Origin of the sequence: Rahnella sp. WP5, from assembly GCF_000745615.1 — a bacterium.
Taxonomy (GTDB): domain Bacteria; phylum Pseudomonadota; class Gammaproteobacteria; order Enterobacterales; family Enterobacteriaceae; genus Rahnella; species Rahnella aceris.
In genome coordinates this window covers 68,478-83,515 of the sequence record NZ_JQJR01000006.1, presented here as the reverse complement: position 1 = coordinate 83,515, position 15,038 = coordinate 68,478, and the positions used below count along the sequence as shown (strand labels likewise).

Annotated in this window: 11 protein-coding genes; 8 read left to right on the top strand and 3 right to left on the bottom strand. The window is 50.1% G+C overall.

Annotation, left to right across the window (positions count from 1 at the left end):
• Positions 1-129 precede the first annotated feature (129 nt).
• The gene (locus tag EX31_RS02995) at positions 130-384 is read left to right on the top strand and encodes a hypothetical protein (protein ID WP_037033333.1); all 255 of its coding nucleotides are present in this window, start codon (positions 130-132) and stop codon (positions 382-384) included.
• A 63-nt stretch (positions 385-447) separates the two neighbouring features.
• Here EX31_RS02995 and EX31_RS02990 read toward each other — a convergent pair whose 3' ends face one another.
• The 3 genes from EX31_RS02990 to EX31_RS02980 are packed head-to-tail and all read right to left on the bottom strand — an operon-like array spanning position 448 to position 5,560.
• On the bottom strand, positions 448-1,413 hold the full coding sequence (locus EX31_RS02990) for an acyltransferase (protein WP_013576891.1): 966 nt from the start codon (positions 1,411-1,413) through the stop codon (positions 448-450).
• The gene (locus EX31_RS02985) at positions 1,410-4,475 is read right to left on the bottom strand and encodes an efflux RND transporter permease subunit (protein WP_037033331.1); all 3,066 of its coding nucleotides are present in this window, start codon (positions 4,473-4,475) and stop codon (positions 1,410-1,412) included. The genes EX31_RS02990 and EX31_RS02985 overlap by 4 nt, the downstream gene beginning before the upstream one ends.
• Positions 4,475-5,560, bottom strand: a complete 1,086-nt coding sequence (locus EX31_RS02980) for an efflux RND transporter periplasmic adaptor subunit (protein ID WP_037033330.1) — start codon at positions 5,558-5,560, stop codon at positions 4,475-4,477. The genes EX31_RS02985 and EX31_RS02980 overlap by 1 nt, the downstream gene beginning before the upstream one ends.
• Positions 5,561-5,850: 290 nt before the next feature.
• Between EX31_RS02980 and EX31_RS02975 the strand changes: the two genes are divergently transcribed.
• The 7 genes from EX31_RS02975 (at position 5,851) to EX31_RS02945 (ending at position 14,972) form a co-directional block, all read left to right on the top strand.
• Positions 5,851-8,562 (top strand): cation-transporting P-type ATPase, encoded by a 2,712-nt coding sequence (locus EX31_RS02975; protein ID WP_037033329.1) that lies wholly within the window; start codon positions 5,851-5,853, stop codon positions 8,560-8,562.
• A gap of 1,110 nt (positions 8,563-9,672) precedes the next feature.
• Entirely contained in the window at positions 9,673-10,146 is a 474-nt protein-coding gene (locus tag EX31_RS02970) for a helix-turn-helix transcriptional regulator (protein ID WP_223509121.1), read from the top strand.
• 74 nt (positions 10,147-10,220) lie between these two features.
• A complete protein-coding gene (locus EX31_RS02965) occupies positions 10,221-10,907 on the top strand; it encodes an EAL domain-containing protein (RefSeq protein WP_037033328.1) in 687 nt (228 codons plus the stop codon).
• A gap of 288 nt (positions 10,908-11,195) precedes the next feature.
• On the top strand, positions 11,196-11,411 hold the full coding sequence (locus EX31_RS02960) for a hypothetical protein (RefSeq protein WP_013576884.1): 216 nt from the start codon (positions 11,196-11,198) through the stop codon (positions 11,409-11,411).
• Between the two features lie 74 nt (positions 11,412-11,485).
• Complete coding sequence (locus EX31_RS02955) at positions 11,486-12,142, top strand: YjbF family lipoprotein (RefSeq protein WP_037033326.1); 657 nt, start codon at positions 11,486-11,488, stop codon at positions 12,140-12,142.
• Entirely contained in the window at positions 12,139-12,882 is a 744-nt protein-coding gene (locus tag EX31_RS02950; RefSeq protein WP_037033324.1) for a capsule biosynthesis GfcC family protein, read from the top strand. The genes EX31_RS02955 and EX31_RS02950 overlap by 4 nt, the downstream gene beginning before the upstream one ends.
• Positions 12,882-14,972: a YjbH domain-containing protein gene (locus EX31_RS02945; protein ID WP_037033561.1), complete on the top strand. Its 2,091-nt coding sequence runs from the start codon at positions 12,882-12,884 to the stop codon at positions 14,970-14,972. The genes EX31_RS02950 and EX31_RS02945 overlap by 1 nt, the downstream gene beginning before the upstream one ends.
• Positions 14,973-15,038 lie beyond the last annotated feature (66 nt).

Below are 15,038 nucleotides of genomic sequence, written 5' to 3'. Positions count from 1 at the left end.
GGCAGAGATAAACGTGATAATTAACTTGATAAGGACATGATATGGCGGTTACTATTCCCATTGGCATTATATCTATCAAGGGCATATGTAGGGATCATGCATTCAGGGAAACAATGAGGCGTAAAATAAATGTCAACCAATAGCCGCTTATTGGAATTTATTAATTTTCTGATTATCAAAGTAAAAAATATGGTGGCTTTTATAGTCTATCATTCGTTTGGCTTTGCATTTGCCCCGTTAGTTATTTTTGGCCCAATACTTTGCATTATGTTTGTCGAACCCTGGCCGTTGAAGTTTGTCAGTATCGGAGTATGGCTGGTGTTCCTCTATTTTCTGTCAAAAGTGATTGATAAAATCACTGGCAGAGATAAACGTGATAATTAATTTCCTTGATAAGGCCCCTCCATTTGCAGGGCTCATATTTGATCCCTGCCTCAGACTGCCTTCTCAAAACGTAATCAGCTTCTTCGTCACGCTATTCTTCAGCAGCAGCATTGAAGACAACACTGAAAGCAGAAAAGTCAGCAGGATGACGAACAGTTTGGCGGTCAGGGAGTTGATCGGGATCCACTGGATTAATAAATTGAAAAAGGTGTAGTGGAGAATATAAACGCCGGTCATGGTTTTCCCCAGCGAACTGACCATTTCACTGACAGGCAACCGCGTGGCGTCCTGTTTCACGCCATTGGCCGCGATAATGATCAATACCACCAGAATATAGACCTGCGATCCGGTCAGAATAAAGCTGTTGCGCTCAAGGTTGAAGATGGAAAAGAAGAAGTGTTTTTCATAATACCAGGTGAAAATATAGACAAAAGGAATGGCGATGGCGGCGATTTTCGCCACCCGCGGGCGACCGTACAGGGCGGAAACCACCGGGTCATATAACAACTGGCCGGTCAGATAATAAAGTACCCAGGTCCAGATGCGGAACTGCGCGGGGGTTGAAAAAGATTTATGGTCAGTGAAATAGATCGCCAGCAGATCATACGCAAAGGAAAAAATCAGCAGGCTGGCGACCAGTGCCGCAAGAATGACCCGTCTTTTAGCCAGCCATTCCACCAGCGGATGAAAGGTGTAAATAATCACCAGCGTAAAGATAAACCACGGCTGAATCAGATAACCTTTCTGGTAAGGCTCCCATAAATAATAAATCGAAAACCAGAAAATGAAGAGGGTTAAGATGCTGCGTATTTTCTTCAGTTGCCATTCTGCCGTGTGCTGTGAACCGGCATCCATATAACCGGTGACCACAAAAAACAGCGGTGTGGCAATGGTGGAAATAAAGGTCAGGAAAGCCAGAATAGTGTCGTAGTTATAATTGTAATTGTCGTAAGTGTTATAAACGGTGAAAAAGGTCACGGCGGTCAGGCAGCCGAGCGTTTTAATAATATTCAGTCCCGTGGTGTTCATTGTGTACGTCGTTGCCCTTCACGATGGAAACAGTTGTAAATCACCGGCAGCGCCAGCAGCGTCAGCACGGTGGCAAATCCCAGCCCGAACATGATAACAACCGCCATGCTCTGGAAAAAGACATCAAGCAACAACGGCGCGAGGCCGAGCACGGTGGTAAACGCCGTCAGCAGGATCGGGCGCAGACGCGAAGTGGCCGCGTAGATAATCGCGTCGGTCTGGTTTTTCTCTTTTTTCTGCTGACCAATTTCTTCCACCAGCACGATGCCGTTACGGATTAACATCCCGCTCAGGCTAAGCAGGCCGATCAGCGCCATAAAGCCAAACGGAATACCGGTCAGCAGGAAGCCAAAGGTGACGCCAATCAGGGCCAGCGGCACGGTCAGCCAGATGGCGATGGCGTTTTTAACCGAGCTGAACATCAGTACAGTAATGATAAACATCATCAGGAAACCAACCGGCAGGGTGGTAAACAGCCCCTGCTGCGCCTCGGCGGAGTTCTCCGCGTCGCCGCCCCATTCGATGCTGTAACCGTGCGGTAATTTCAGCGCCTCAACCTGCGGTTTAATACGCGCCAGCATATCGCCGGAGGTTTCACCGCTGGCCGGATCCGGATCGGTCTGTACGGTGAGCACCCGCGAGCGGTCGCGCCGCATGATCAGCGGATCTTCCCATTCAACTTTAAAATCACTGACCACGTTACTCAGCGGGATAAATTGCTGACGTGTCTGGCTCCAGACCATGATATTGGCCATATGATCGACATCCAGCCGTTCCGATGATGGCGGGCGTAAAACAATCGGCATCAGCGTCGAGCCATCGCGGAAAATCCCAACGGTGCTGCCGCTGAAATTCATCTGTAATGCGCTGTCGGTTTCGCCTTTGTCCACGCCGAGTTCACGTCCCAGATACGGCGAAAATACCGGGCGAACCATTTTGCTGCGATCCTGCCAGTCGTTACGCACCCCGTCGGCCGCGCCGTCATCGAGGATAATCTTATCCACCTGACTGGCGATATTACGCAACTGGTCGGGATCGGAACCTTTAATCCGCACTTCAATCGCACTGTCACCGGACGGCCCGAACATGATGCGTTTCAGGCTGGCGTTGACTTCAGGATAATGATTGCGGATGTTCTGTTCGGTGCTGTGGGCCAGCGCGGCGATTTTTCGCTGGTCATCCATGCGCACCATAATTTGCGCATAGTTGGAATATTGCCGCTGGCCGTTGTAGGTGAGGATAAAACGCATCCCGCCCTGACCGACGGTAGTGACAGTGTTTTCCACGCCTTCCTGCTTGTTAATATCTTTTTCGATTTCACCGGCGATGCGCGCGGTGTAATTAATGTCCGTGCCGTAGGGCAGCCACAAATCGACGAAGAAAATCGGTGTATTAGAGGAAGGGAAAAAGTTCTGCCGCACGGAACCGAAACCCCACACCGAAGCCACCAGCAGCGCAGCCAGAACGCTGAGCGTGAGGGCCTGATGTGCAAGCAGTGCGGAAAGCATCCGCCGGTAGACGCGAAATATCCTGCCACCGTAAGGGTCAATCTGTTCGTCCGGTTTTTTATCCGCCACTTTCATATTGGCGAAGGCCCATTTCACCAGGACCGGCGTCAGCGTCAGCGCGGTCACCCAACTGAGCATCAGCGAAATCAGCAGCACCTGGAACAGCGATTTACAGTATTCACCGGTCGAATCTTGTGACAGCCCGATGGGCGCAAACGCCAGAATGGCGATCACCGTCGCGCCGAGCAGCGGCAGCGCGGAACGCTTAATGATTTGCGAGATGGCGTTCATCAGCGGGTTACCCTGCTGGCGCGAAATCAGCACGCCTTCCACCACCACAATCGCGTTATCCACCAGCATACTGAGCGCGATAATCAGCGCCCCGAGCGAAATGCGCTGCAGTTCGATGCCGGACAAATACATGATCAGCAGCGTGCCGAGCACGTTCAGCGCCAGCGACACGGCAATAATAATCCCACTGCGTAATCCCATGAAAATCAGCAACACGCCGACCACAATTGCCAGCGCCATCAGGAAGTTAATGATGAAACCATCGACGGATTTCTTCACTTCAGCAGCCTGATCGTAAAACACTTTCAGCTGGATCCCGGCCGGTTTATCGGCTTCAAGCTGATGCATTCTGGCTTCTATCGCCCGGCCAATGTTCATGACATTCACACCGGGAATATAAGAGACACCAATGGTCAGCGCATTACGGCCATTGGCGTGATAAATATTGCCCGGATGATCGGTGATCCCCTGCGAGATGGTGGCGATATCACGCAGATAAATGCTGTGCGTCGAACCGGCGGGGCTGATCAGCACATTATTCAGCTCGTCAATATTTTCAAAGCCACCGGTCGGATGCAAACGGATCGACTCGCTGCCGACCGTCATGCTGCCCGCATCTGACACCATATTCTGGCGATTCAGCACGTCGGCAAGGCGCGGCAACGTGACGCCATAGGCAGCCATTTTTGCCCGTGAAATCTCAATGTTGACCTGTTCAGGAAGGACGCCGCCAATCGCGACTTTACCCACGCCGGGCACCAGCACCAGTTCACGGCGCAGTTGTTCGGCATATTTACGCAGTTCCGGGTTGCTAAAGTTGTCGCCATAAATCGAGAAAAAATAGCCGTACACATCACCGAAATCATCGTTCACAAACGGCGGGCTGACACCGGGCGGAAACTGCAACGTGGCGTCGTTGACGCGGCGGCGCAGTTCATCCCAGATTTGCGGCAGTTCGGAGGAGTGATAACGGGAATCGATATTGACGGTAATTTGCGATAAGCCGACGGCAGAGATCGAGGAAATATTATCGACGTAAGGCAGGCGTTGCAGGGCATTTTCCAGCGGCAGCGTGACTTCTTCCTCAACCTGCTGGGATGACGCGCCGGGATATTGCACGGCAACCACCGCGGTTTTAATGGTAAACGCCGGGTCTTCCAGCCGCCCGATATTGAACAACGCAATCAGCCCGCCCACGCCGAGCAGCAGGATCACCAGCCAGATGCGCGTCGGATTATTAATGAAGCTTTCGTTAATTCCCATCACAGACCCCGCTCTCTGGTCCAGATGCGAACCGGCTGCTGAGCGTGTAATTCCCCGACGCCCGCAGCCACCACTCTGTCGCCTTTTTGCAGTCCGGCGGTGATTTCAATGCCCTGAGACGTCAGCTCACCGACGGTGACTTTACGGTCTTCGACGTGCAGGGTATCGCCTTCACCGGCCACTACCCAGACGTGTGCGTCATTACGCTGGCTGCTGTCCGGATTAAAAACGGCTTCGACCGGGATAACCAGCGTACTGACCGGCGTTGCCGTGGCGAGATTGGCCGGATTCACCGTGACCGTGCCGCTTAATCCGGCCACCGCCGGGAAGTTTTCCGGACGCGGCATGACCAGCGTCACCTGCCAGGTCAGCGTATTGGCTTCGCTGCTGGCGGTGTGTTCTTTATAGGTTGCGGTGAATTCCCGGTCGGGAAGGTTGTTGATACGCACCCGCGGGCGGTAATCGACATTGCGTACATCCAGGCTGGTAAACAGATTTTCCGGCACGCTGAACACCACATCCAGCACGTCGGAACGGCTTATGGTTGCCACCGGCTGACCGGCGGCAACAACCTGATGATTGCGCACAGACAGCCGCGCAATGACGCCGCTGAACGGCGCAGTGAGGTTCAGATCGTTAAGTTCTTCCTGCGCAATTTTCAGTGCGGCAGCGGCGGAATCCCGGCTGGCTTTATGCACCTCGAGTTCGGCCTGCGACACCACGTTGCGCCGTGCCAGCGTCTGATAACGTTCAAACTGGCGCTGCGCCAGCGTGGCGGCGCTCTGACGATCGTTAAGGCGCTGACGGGCATCGTTGTTGGTCAGCCGGGCGAGAATTTGTCCTTGTTTTACCGCTTCGCCTTCGCGGACGTCCAGCGTTTGCAACTGGCCTGCACGTTTGAAAGCAATGTCGGTGTTATCACCGGCTAAAATGCGCGCCGGAAAAACGCGGGTGCTGAGCGGGCTGGCGGCTTCTGCCGTCGCAATTTTAACCTGTCGCGGCGGGGAGGGAGGATCCGTGGCTTTCTGGTCACAGGCGCTTATCAGAAATAGGATGAGCAGAGCGGGAGAGAAACGAATGTCCATAATACTTCCCCTCATAAACAACACACGAAATAATAAATTAAGACAGAATATATAAGGACATTTAATGTGCTGTGCCAATATATTATATCTCTGACCTATTCTTATTGAGACTCAGGTTATCTGTTGTTTTTGTTAATCTAATTGTTTTTTCAAAGCCGGGAATTAACACTATTTAACACGGTATATTATAGTTTATACAGCTTTACGTATCTTGCCAGAAATTAACATCACAATTCTTGCATTACCCGCATCATTCATGAACCCTTTCAGGGATCAAGGAGTCAGGCATCATGAATAATCCAGCGCCATATTCCGTGAATAAAACAACAGAAACACTGTGGTATCAGCAAAGCGTAGAAGAAAGCCTTACCGGACTTCAGTCCGGGCCTGACGGGCTCTCACCCGAAGACGCGAAAAATAAACTCCACCATTACGGTCCTAACGTCCTGCCGCAAAAAGAAGGTAAATCTCTGTTTATTAAGTTTATCTCGCACTTTAAAGATATTCTTATCTATATATTATTAGCGGCCGCTGTCGTCACGGCCATTATGGGGCACTGGGTTGATACGCTGGTGATATTAGGTGTGGCGGTCATCAATGCCTTAATTGGTTTCATCCAGGAAAATAATGCTGAGAAATCATTGAAAAGCATTCAGAATATGCTTTCCAGTGAAGCGCTGGTATTACGCGGCGGACAACAGGTCACCGTCGGTACCGATGAAATCGTGCCGGGAGATATTGTTCTGCTGCGCCCCGGTGACAAAATCCCTGCCGATTTACGTCTGATTGACGTGCATAACTTACGTGTCGAAGAAGCCATTCTGACCGGCGAATCGACCGTGGTTTCGAAAAAGACCGGGGCGCTGGAAGGTGAGAAATCCATCGGCGACCGTAAAAATCTCGCATTTTCAGGCACCACCGTCAGTTCCGGCACCGCCAGCGGCGTGGTGTTTGCCACCGGCGGCCAGACCGAACTCGGCCATATCAATGAAATGCTCTCCTCCATTGAAGACAACAAAACGCCGCTATTGGTGCAGATAGATAAACTGGGGAAATCCATTTTTGTCATCATTCTGTTCATGATGGTGGCATTGCTGATTTTTGGTTATCTGCTGCGCGACATTCCGTTTGCCGAGCTGTTGCTGTCAGTGATCAGCCTGGCGGTGGCGGCGGTGCCGGAAGGGTTACCGGCGATCATTTCGATTATTCTTTCGCTCGGCGTACAGGCGATGGCACGTTCCAAAGCCATTATCCGCAAGCTGCCCACAGTGGAAACACTGGGCGCGATGTCAGTGATTTGCTCGGATAAAACCGGCACGCTGACCATGAACGAAATGACCGTCAAGGCAGTGATTCTGGCGGATAATGTCTGGACGGTAGAAGGCAACAGTTACGAGCCGATGGGCAGCTTTTCCATTGCCGGTTCGGCGTCGCCGCTGCCTGCGGATTCTTCGCCTTTGCTGACCCAGTTCCTGCGTACGGTAGATATCTGTAACGACAGCACACTGTCGCAGGATGCGCAGGGGCACTGGGGTATTACCGGCGGCCCGACGGAAGGGGCGCTGAAAGTGCTGGCAGCCAAGGCGCATTTGCCAGAATTGCCGTTTAACCTCAGCAGTAAAATCCCGTTCGATTCTCTCTATAAATATATGGCGGTGGCCGGTGAGACAAACGGCCAGTCGCAGATTATGCTGACCGGCGCACCGGACGTGCTGCTCAAACTGTGTCAGTTCCAGCAGACGCCGGAAGGGGCGGTGCCGCTGGATCACGCCTACTGGGAATCGGCGATCACGCAATATGCCAGCGAAGGGCTGCGCATGGTGGCCGCGGCCTGGAAGCCGGTCGATCAACCGGTTGCTTCACTCGATCATCCTGAACTCAGTCACGGCATGGTGCTGATCGGCATTGCGGGCATGATGGATCCGCCGCGTCCGGAAGCGATTGTGGCGATTGGCGAATGTCAGCAGGCGGGGATCCGCGTCAAGATGATCACCGGTGACCATCAGGAAACCGCGATGGCGATCGGTAAAATGCTCGGCATCGGTAACAGCGAGAATTCCATCACCGGCTATGAGCTGGAGCATATGGATGACGCGCAACTGAGAACGGCGGCGAAGCAGTTTGATATTTTCGCCCGCACCAGTCCGGAACATAAACTGCGTCTGGTGAAAGCGTTGCAGGATACCGGAGAAATTGTCGGCATGACCGGCGACGGCGTGAATGATGCACCGGCGCTGAAACAGGCCAACGTCGGCATTGCGATGGGGATTAAGGGTACGGAAGTAACCAAAGAATCTGCCGACATGATTCTGGTGGACGACAACTTTGCCACCATCGCCAACGCGGTCAGGGAAGGGCGGCGGGTTTACGACAACCTGAAAAAAACCATCCTGTTTATTATGCCGACCAACCTGGCGCAGGGGCTGCTGATCATTATCGCCATTCTGATGGGCAATCTGCTGCCGTTAACACCCGTGCAAATCCTCTGGATGAACATGGCGACTTCCGCCACGTTGTCCTTCGGGCTGGCATTTGAGAAGGCTGAAAGCCGCGTGATGCGCCGTCCGCCGCGTAACGTCAGCGCACACGTCATGGATAAATACGCCATCTGGCGCGTGGCGTTTGTCGGATTGCTGATTTCCATCAGCGCCTTCATGCTGGAAGCCTGGCTACAGCCGCGCGGTTATGAGCCGGAATTCATCCGCACCGTGCTGTTGCAGACGCTGGTTACCGCGCAGTGGGTGTACATGATCAACTGCCGCGATTCGGATAACTTCTCGCTCAGTCGCGGTCTGCTGCACAATAAAGGCATCTGGATTGTCACCCTGGTGCTGTTTGCGTTGCAGGCGATCATTATCTATGTGCCGCTGATGAACACGCTGTTCGGTACGCGTCCGCTGCCGTTCATCTATTGGATCATCGGCCTGATAATCGGTGTGGCGCTGTTTGTGATTGTTGAAATAGAAAAAGTGCTGACCCGCCGCTGGCGCAAAGCGAGTTAAGGCAAGCCCCTGGGATATTTTCCTCTCAGGGGCCTGTATATTACCGCCGAGAAAATACTCACCCGCCCACCTTCCCGCGCTTCAGCAGCCCGCATAAAAAACATCAACCAGCCGAAAGGCTGGTTTTTTATTGCGCATTCACCTCTCTTAATTGTCTGTAAATTCAACATATTGAAAAATTTACTTTTTAATATTTATCCGAGTTATCTGATAGCCACAATGATTTAAATGCTAATTACCCTGATTTATCTGCACGAATTTACGTTAAAAAGACATTTTTATAAGAATAGTCTTGGTATTAGAAGATATGAATAATCAAACAATTATTATTACTTGCATGAAAATAAAGAATTAATTCTGTTTGCCCTATGAGTTAAGAATGTTCTTGGGTAAATTAGGGTTTACTGGCCCGGTTAATCGCTATGCATAAATGTGTATAAAAGAGCAATAGGTTAGTTTTTTTGAGCGGTTTTTCAGATAATGACTCAATAATGAAATTTGAATGTTTAGTTTTCGTAAAAAGCAAAATCTGAAATCACACTTAAAAAAGTGAAAAATCCTGTTTTAAAACAAAAATACAGACAGTTAAGTGTGTTAATGGAGTTGTTTAAATGAGAGAGATTCTTACTGAGATAGTTCTTAGATTTTGGGAGCGCTTAACCTTAAAAGCGTCGTATACGTCACATTTTGATTACTAATTAGGAATAATTGTAAGAATGCGCCTAGAAAACAGGCATGCATTTAACGATAAGAAAGTGTAAATCGATCGGTCAAACCTATTGTTAGGTGTTATTATGAGCGAGAAAAACGATTTGAAGAGTTTCGGCTGCGTATTACTCTACGTACAGATACTGAAAAGTTTTAAATATGATTTAGAGCGGATCTAAACATTCTTTTTTCTTATCTCTTTCTGAGAGTGCTTTATTCTTCCCCGGATTAACGAGGCAGAATTTGAGCGTTTTTAAAACCACATAATTAGGCGGCCCAATGCCTCGGGTAATAATCTGGAGTGAGTGCCAATTTACTAAATTGGCGTTGAAAGAAATAATCTCCAAGAAGCTGCCTTACGTAGACAATGTCATCCCATTTGACCAGAACGAAGGGATGAACTTGTTTGCGAAAGATTACTTGATCATCGATCCTTCAGGCGGTGGCTTCCACAGGTGTTATGAGTTTTTAAGAGAAAATCTGAATATATTGGACCCGGAGAGAATTCTGATTGTGTCATCAGCCGTTGATATGTTAATGCTCGAGCTTTTACTGAAAAAGGAGTTCAAGTTCCTTAAGAAGAAGAGTGATCTGGTTGATGTCGAGAGATCAGTTGAGCAATTTATCCGGCTTCAGGGCAGCGCGATTAACAAGGAAGAATTCAATTATAATATTACAAAAATGGAAGAAAAAGTTTTGGTGATGATGATGTCTGGTCTGTCTGTCACCAGCATTTCAAATATTCTAAAGCTCAGTGTTAAAACGATTAGTGTTCATAAATGCAACTCATTAAGAAAAATAGGCGTTGATGCCAGCAGCAGTTCAGCTTTGTTCTTTTTGCACAAACACGCCGTGGGTAACAGAATTGTCAGATAACAAAAATATTTTTTAAGCTGACCTTGCACCGTGCAGGTCCGCGACAGACGTTGCTATTTTTTCAGGGGTATGAAATGCGATCACTCAAAAGAAGTCATCCTGGCTTCCTGTATGAACCCATTGTGTCCGTCTCGGGAGTGATACTTGGTTTTGAGCTGGTTAAGAAAAAGAACACAAAGGAAAGCAACGAGTATTCAGAGGATTACGCATTACCTCTTTCTGCTGAAGAGAAGGTCAAGGACTTCTTTGAGCAGGTCACGACAGCCTGTGTGAATGAAAGTATCTTTGTCGCCAACGGCTTTTTATTGTCGATCAATATTGACTATGAGATTGCGGTGCATATTGCCAGCAATCAGGCGATACAAAAGGTTTTACAGCAGCACAAATATATAAGACTGGAGGTGAGTGAGGATTTTCACGAATTCAATGCCGGGCAGGAACGCCCTGTGCTTCAGTCTTTAGCTGCATGCTGCCCTTTATGGCTGGATAATTTTGGCGCAGGTAACACCAGTCTTACGCTGGTGATGAGCGAAAAGTTTGAATATATAAAAATCAGTAAGACCTTTTTTTGGCAACACCAGGGAACTCAATCTCTAAGAAAAGTGATCGCCCATCTCAGGCCCTATTGCCGTGGCATTATTATCAATGGTGTCGAGAATTCGCAGCATATTGAGTACTTAAGCGGCAGTGATATTCTTGCTATGCAAGGTGCGTTATGGCTGCCTTATAGTCAGGATGAATTAATACAGTCATTTTTTTGAAAAAAATGACTTTTAAAATAACGCTGTAATAAGCACGAATAGCTAATTACTGCGGTTATTTTAAATGTACGGGAACCTATCGCCTGACCTATTTTTGGCGAGGGGAACCTGTGCGAATTATTACCGGAATTATCGTTTGGCAAATTGGTGGCCGTAAACCAGGGGCGGTAGCATAGCTAAAATATATACCGGTCTTAAATTGTACAATAATTATTTTCTATTGATATACTCAAAGGGCCCATTGGTTATTGGGTGAACAATTCGTTTGTCAATTGAAGAGGAGTAATTATGAGAAAATTTATGTTTTCTGTTATTGCCCTGATGCTGCTGCCCCTATATTCGCAGACAACATCTGCTGCTGAACTCAGCTCAGGGGAAACAGTGGCGGCAGTGGTCGGTACCAGCGGCGCAATATTAGCCGCAGGTCTGATTGCTGTAGGTAACGATGATAGTGATGGTAACAGCAACACCAATACCTCAACTACCACCACAACCTCACGCTAATAAGTCACTTAATTATAACCACACATCCGTGTGGTTATTTTCCCACATGATAATAAAGATATAGGGAATCACTTGTGCGCTATTCCTTATTGTTCCTCTGCCTCTTGTTACAAGCATGTTCCCCTTCGCAAAACAGTCTGGTTGATACTTTTAAGGTTGCCGTTAAAGGGCCGCAGGATGTTGTGGTACCACCCCAAAGAATTGCCGCTATTCCTTACGGCAGCATTTATTTAAAACTGCCTACGTCTGCGCAAATCTTTGTGGTCGGTTATCTCCAGGATGGCTTTGAAAAATGGAGTACCGGCGACCAGGTCGTATTTATTACCCAAAATGGTCGCCTGGTCCGTTCGACCGGTTATTCGCAAGGGGATCTGCTGGAAGTCACCAATCTGCAACAAGACCCGCTGTTGCATGCAGCAAGTTTGCGTGAAGGGGCGAGCTGGACACGTCTGATGCGCTGGACGGAGAACCGGCAGCCATTGTCATCCGTTGTGACATCCCGTTTCAGCCGTCAGGACGACGAAACCCTGACACTTCCCGGAAGAGTCGTCGCCTGTCAGGTGTGGCGCGAGGATGTGACGCTTGAGGCCACGGGTGACCGCTGGCAAAACACTTTCTGGGTAGATCCGCACAGCGGATTAGTGCTCAAGAGCAATCAGAGGTTGGGAGCAGATATGCCGGTGAGTATGACATTGCTCAAACCTGCCAATGCGGGGATCCCACCAGCATGAAAATAAAAACGCTTTTATTCATTTTTAGCGCCTTGCCGGGGATGGCATTTTCCGAGGGCAACGTGGCCGTTTACACCAGCGCCTCTCAGGGGCAGCCTGCCCAGGTACTCAGCCATATTAAAGATATGCGCCAGATGATGGCGGAGTCCGATCTGATCCGCCAATCCTGGTCGCCCGGTACCGTGATTGCTGTGCCTGCCGCTACGCCTGAGGCGCAGCAACAGTATCTGTCCATGCAGAACCAGCTCAAGGCCTGGCGTGCCACGGAGAGTGGTGATACGCAGCAGACCATTAACCGCGTCATTCAGCAGTTGCAGGGGTTGCAGGTTACCGGTCGTCAGTTTACCCCGATGGATGCGGATTTGATCCTCAACAACAATGCCGCTAACCGCCAGTTACAAGGGGATTATCGCGTCTATACCGCAACGCGTCCCAACAGCGTGTTGTTGCTGGGGGCGGTGAGTGGTGCGGGAAAACAGCCGTGGGTTGCAGGTCGTACGATTCGTGAATATCTCGCAGACCATCAATTTCTTTCTGGTGCCAATCTGAATGAAGCCGTGGTGATTGATCCCAATGGAACCATCCGGGTCGCGCCGGTCGCGTACTGGAATTATCGCCACGCTGAAGCCCAGCCGGGCAGTATCATTTGGGTCGGTTTTTCTGACTGGACGCTGCCGCGCCAGTTTAAAAACCTTAATCAGCACATCGTCTCTGTTTTGGCGCACCGGATCCCTGAATGATGAAACCAAAATATCTTCTCAGCCTGCTTGCTGTGTCCGTGGTTTACGCTAATTCCGTCCGGGCGCAAACGTATGATGAACCCCTTGGTCCTTCACAGTCCGATTTCGGTGGCGCGGGACTTTTACAAACACCGACGGCGCGGGTCCCCAAAGAAGGGGAGTTCAGTGCCAACTACCGCGATAATGATGCCTACCGTTTTTATTCGGTCTCGATGGCGTTGTTTCCCTGGCTGGAGACCACGTTGCGTTATACCGACGTGCGTGACCGGCTTTACAGTAGTGATCCGAACTTCAGCGGCAATCAAACCTATAAAGACAAGTCTTTCGATGTGAAATTAAGACTGTGGGAAGAGGGTTACTATCTTCCGCAGGTCGCGTTGGGCAAGCGCGATATCGGCGGCACGGGGTTGTTTGACAGTGAATATCTGGTCGCCAGTAAAGCGGCCGGACCGCTAGATTTCACGCTGGGGGTAGGCTGGGGTTATATCGGCAACAGCGGCAATATCACGAACCCTTTCTGCAAAGCCAGCGATAAATATTGTACCCGCGCGCAAAGCCATTCCACCGGCGATATTTCACTCAATGATATGTTCCGCGGCCCTGCGGGGGTATTCGGCGGCGTGGAGTATCAGACCCCCTGGCAGCCGTTGCGCCTGAAGATGGAATACGATGGTAATAACTACCGCGATGATTTTGCCGGGGCACTAAAACAGAACAGTAAGTTTAACTTCGGTGCTGTTTATCGCCTGGCAAGCTGGATGGATGTCAACGCCAGCTACGAGCGTGGCAATACCTTTATGTTCGGGTTTACCCTGCGCAGTAACATGAACGATTGGGTTCCTCATCAGATTGATGATCCGGTTCCTGCCTATCAGCCGCAGCCGCAAAGTGCGGGAATGGTTAATTACAGCGTCGCGACCGGGCAACTGGCTCAGTTGAAAGGCAATGCCGGGTTTAGCGAACCGCGTATCGACATCCGTGACGACACCCTCAACGTTACGGGTCAGCAGGATAAATATCGCAATACGTCCAAAGGCGTAGAGCGTGCCAATCTCATCATGCTGAATAATCTGCCGGAGAATGTCGACACACTGGATGTTACCCAAAACCGCTTTGGTATGCCGATGGTCACCACACGTACCCGTGTGGCGAGCCTGCGTCAGCAGCAACAGGGTTATCCCCTGGGGCAGGAACAGTCCCTGAACCAGCAACGGATTGAACCGGTCACGGATGTTGGTCAGGGATTCTTTATCGGCAAGGACCGGTTTAATTACAGCCTGTCGCCGGTATTAAGACAATCCGTCGGCGGCCCTGAAAACTTTTATATGTATCAGATCGGGGTGCTGGCGGATGCCAACTACTGGCTGACAGATCACCTGCTTGTCGATGGCGGCGTGTTTGGCAACGTTGCCAATAACTACGATAAGTTCCGCTATGACGGCGTCAGTAATGACTCTTCTCTGCCACGCGTACGAACGCATATCCGTGAATACGTTCAGAACGATGTCTATGTGAATAACCTGCAAGCCAACTACTTCCGTTATCTGGGCAACGGTTTCTACGGACAGCTTTATGGCGGTTATCTGGAGATGATGTACGGCGGCGTCGGGGGCGAAGTGCTCTACCGGCCACTGGATTCTGACTGGGCACTGGGTATTGATGCTAACTATGTCAAACAGCGCGACTGGGACGACATGATGCGTTTTACCGATTACAAAGCCGCGACCGGCAACCTGACAGCCTACTGGCGGCCGGCATTTATGGATGATGTGCTGGTGAAAATGAGTGTCGGGCAATATCTGGCTAAAGACAAAGGCGGCACGTTGGATCTCTCCAAACGCTTTGACAGCGGTGTCACCGTGGGAGCCTATGCGACGCTGACGAATGTCTCTAAACAGGAATACGGTGAAGGCTCCTTTACTAAAGGTTTCTACATCTCTGTTCCGCTGGACTTGCTGACGGTCAAACCGACACGCAGTACACCAACCGTCAGCTGGACACCACTGACGCGTGATGGTGGCCAGATGCTGGGCAGACAGTACGGCTTGTACGGTATTACTTCAGACAGAGATACACCGCAGTTGCCTTAATGAAAGGTTGTGCCTGACTGCAACAGTCAGGCACCTACAAAATGACTTATTTATTATTTTTCTGAT

Coding starts and splice junctions, on each gene's coding strand:
- EX31_RS02995 (WP_037033333.1), top strand. CDS start 130: ATGTCAACCAATAGCCGCTTATTGGAATTTATTAATTTTCTGATTATC.
- EX31_RS02990 (WP_013576891.1), bottom strand. CDS start 1,413: ATGAACACCACGGGACTGAATATTATTAAAACGCTCGGCTGCCTGACC.
- EX31_RS02985 (WP_037033331.1), bottom strand. CDS start 4,475: ATGGGAATTAACGAAAGCTTCATTAATAATCCGACGCGCATCTGGCTG.
- EX31_RS02980 (WP_037033330.1), bottom strand. CDS start 5,560: ATGGACATTCGTTTCTCTCCCGCTCTGCTCATCCTATTTCTGATAAGC.
- EX31_RS02975 (WP_037033329.1), top strand. CDS start 5,851: ATGAATAATCCAGCGCCATATTCCGTGAATAAAACAACAGAAACACTG.
- EX31_RS02965 (WP_037033328.1), top strand. CDS start 10,221: ATGCGATCACTCAAAAGAAGTCATCCTGGCTTCCTGTATGAACCCATT.
- EX31_RS02960 (WP_013576884.1), top strand. CDS start 11,196: ATGAGAAAATTTATGTTTTCTGTTATTGCCCTGATGCTGCTGCCCCTA.
- EX31_RS02950 (WP_037033324.1), top strand. CDS start 12,139: ATGAAAATAAAAACGCTTTTATTCATTTTTAGCGCCTTGCCGGGGATG.
- EX31_RS02945 (WP_037033561.1), top strand. CDS start 12,882: ATGAAACCAAAATATCTTCTCAGCCTGCTTGCTGTGTCCGTGGTTTAC.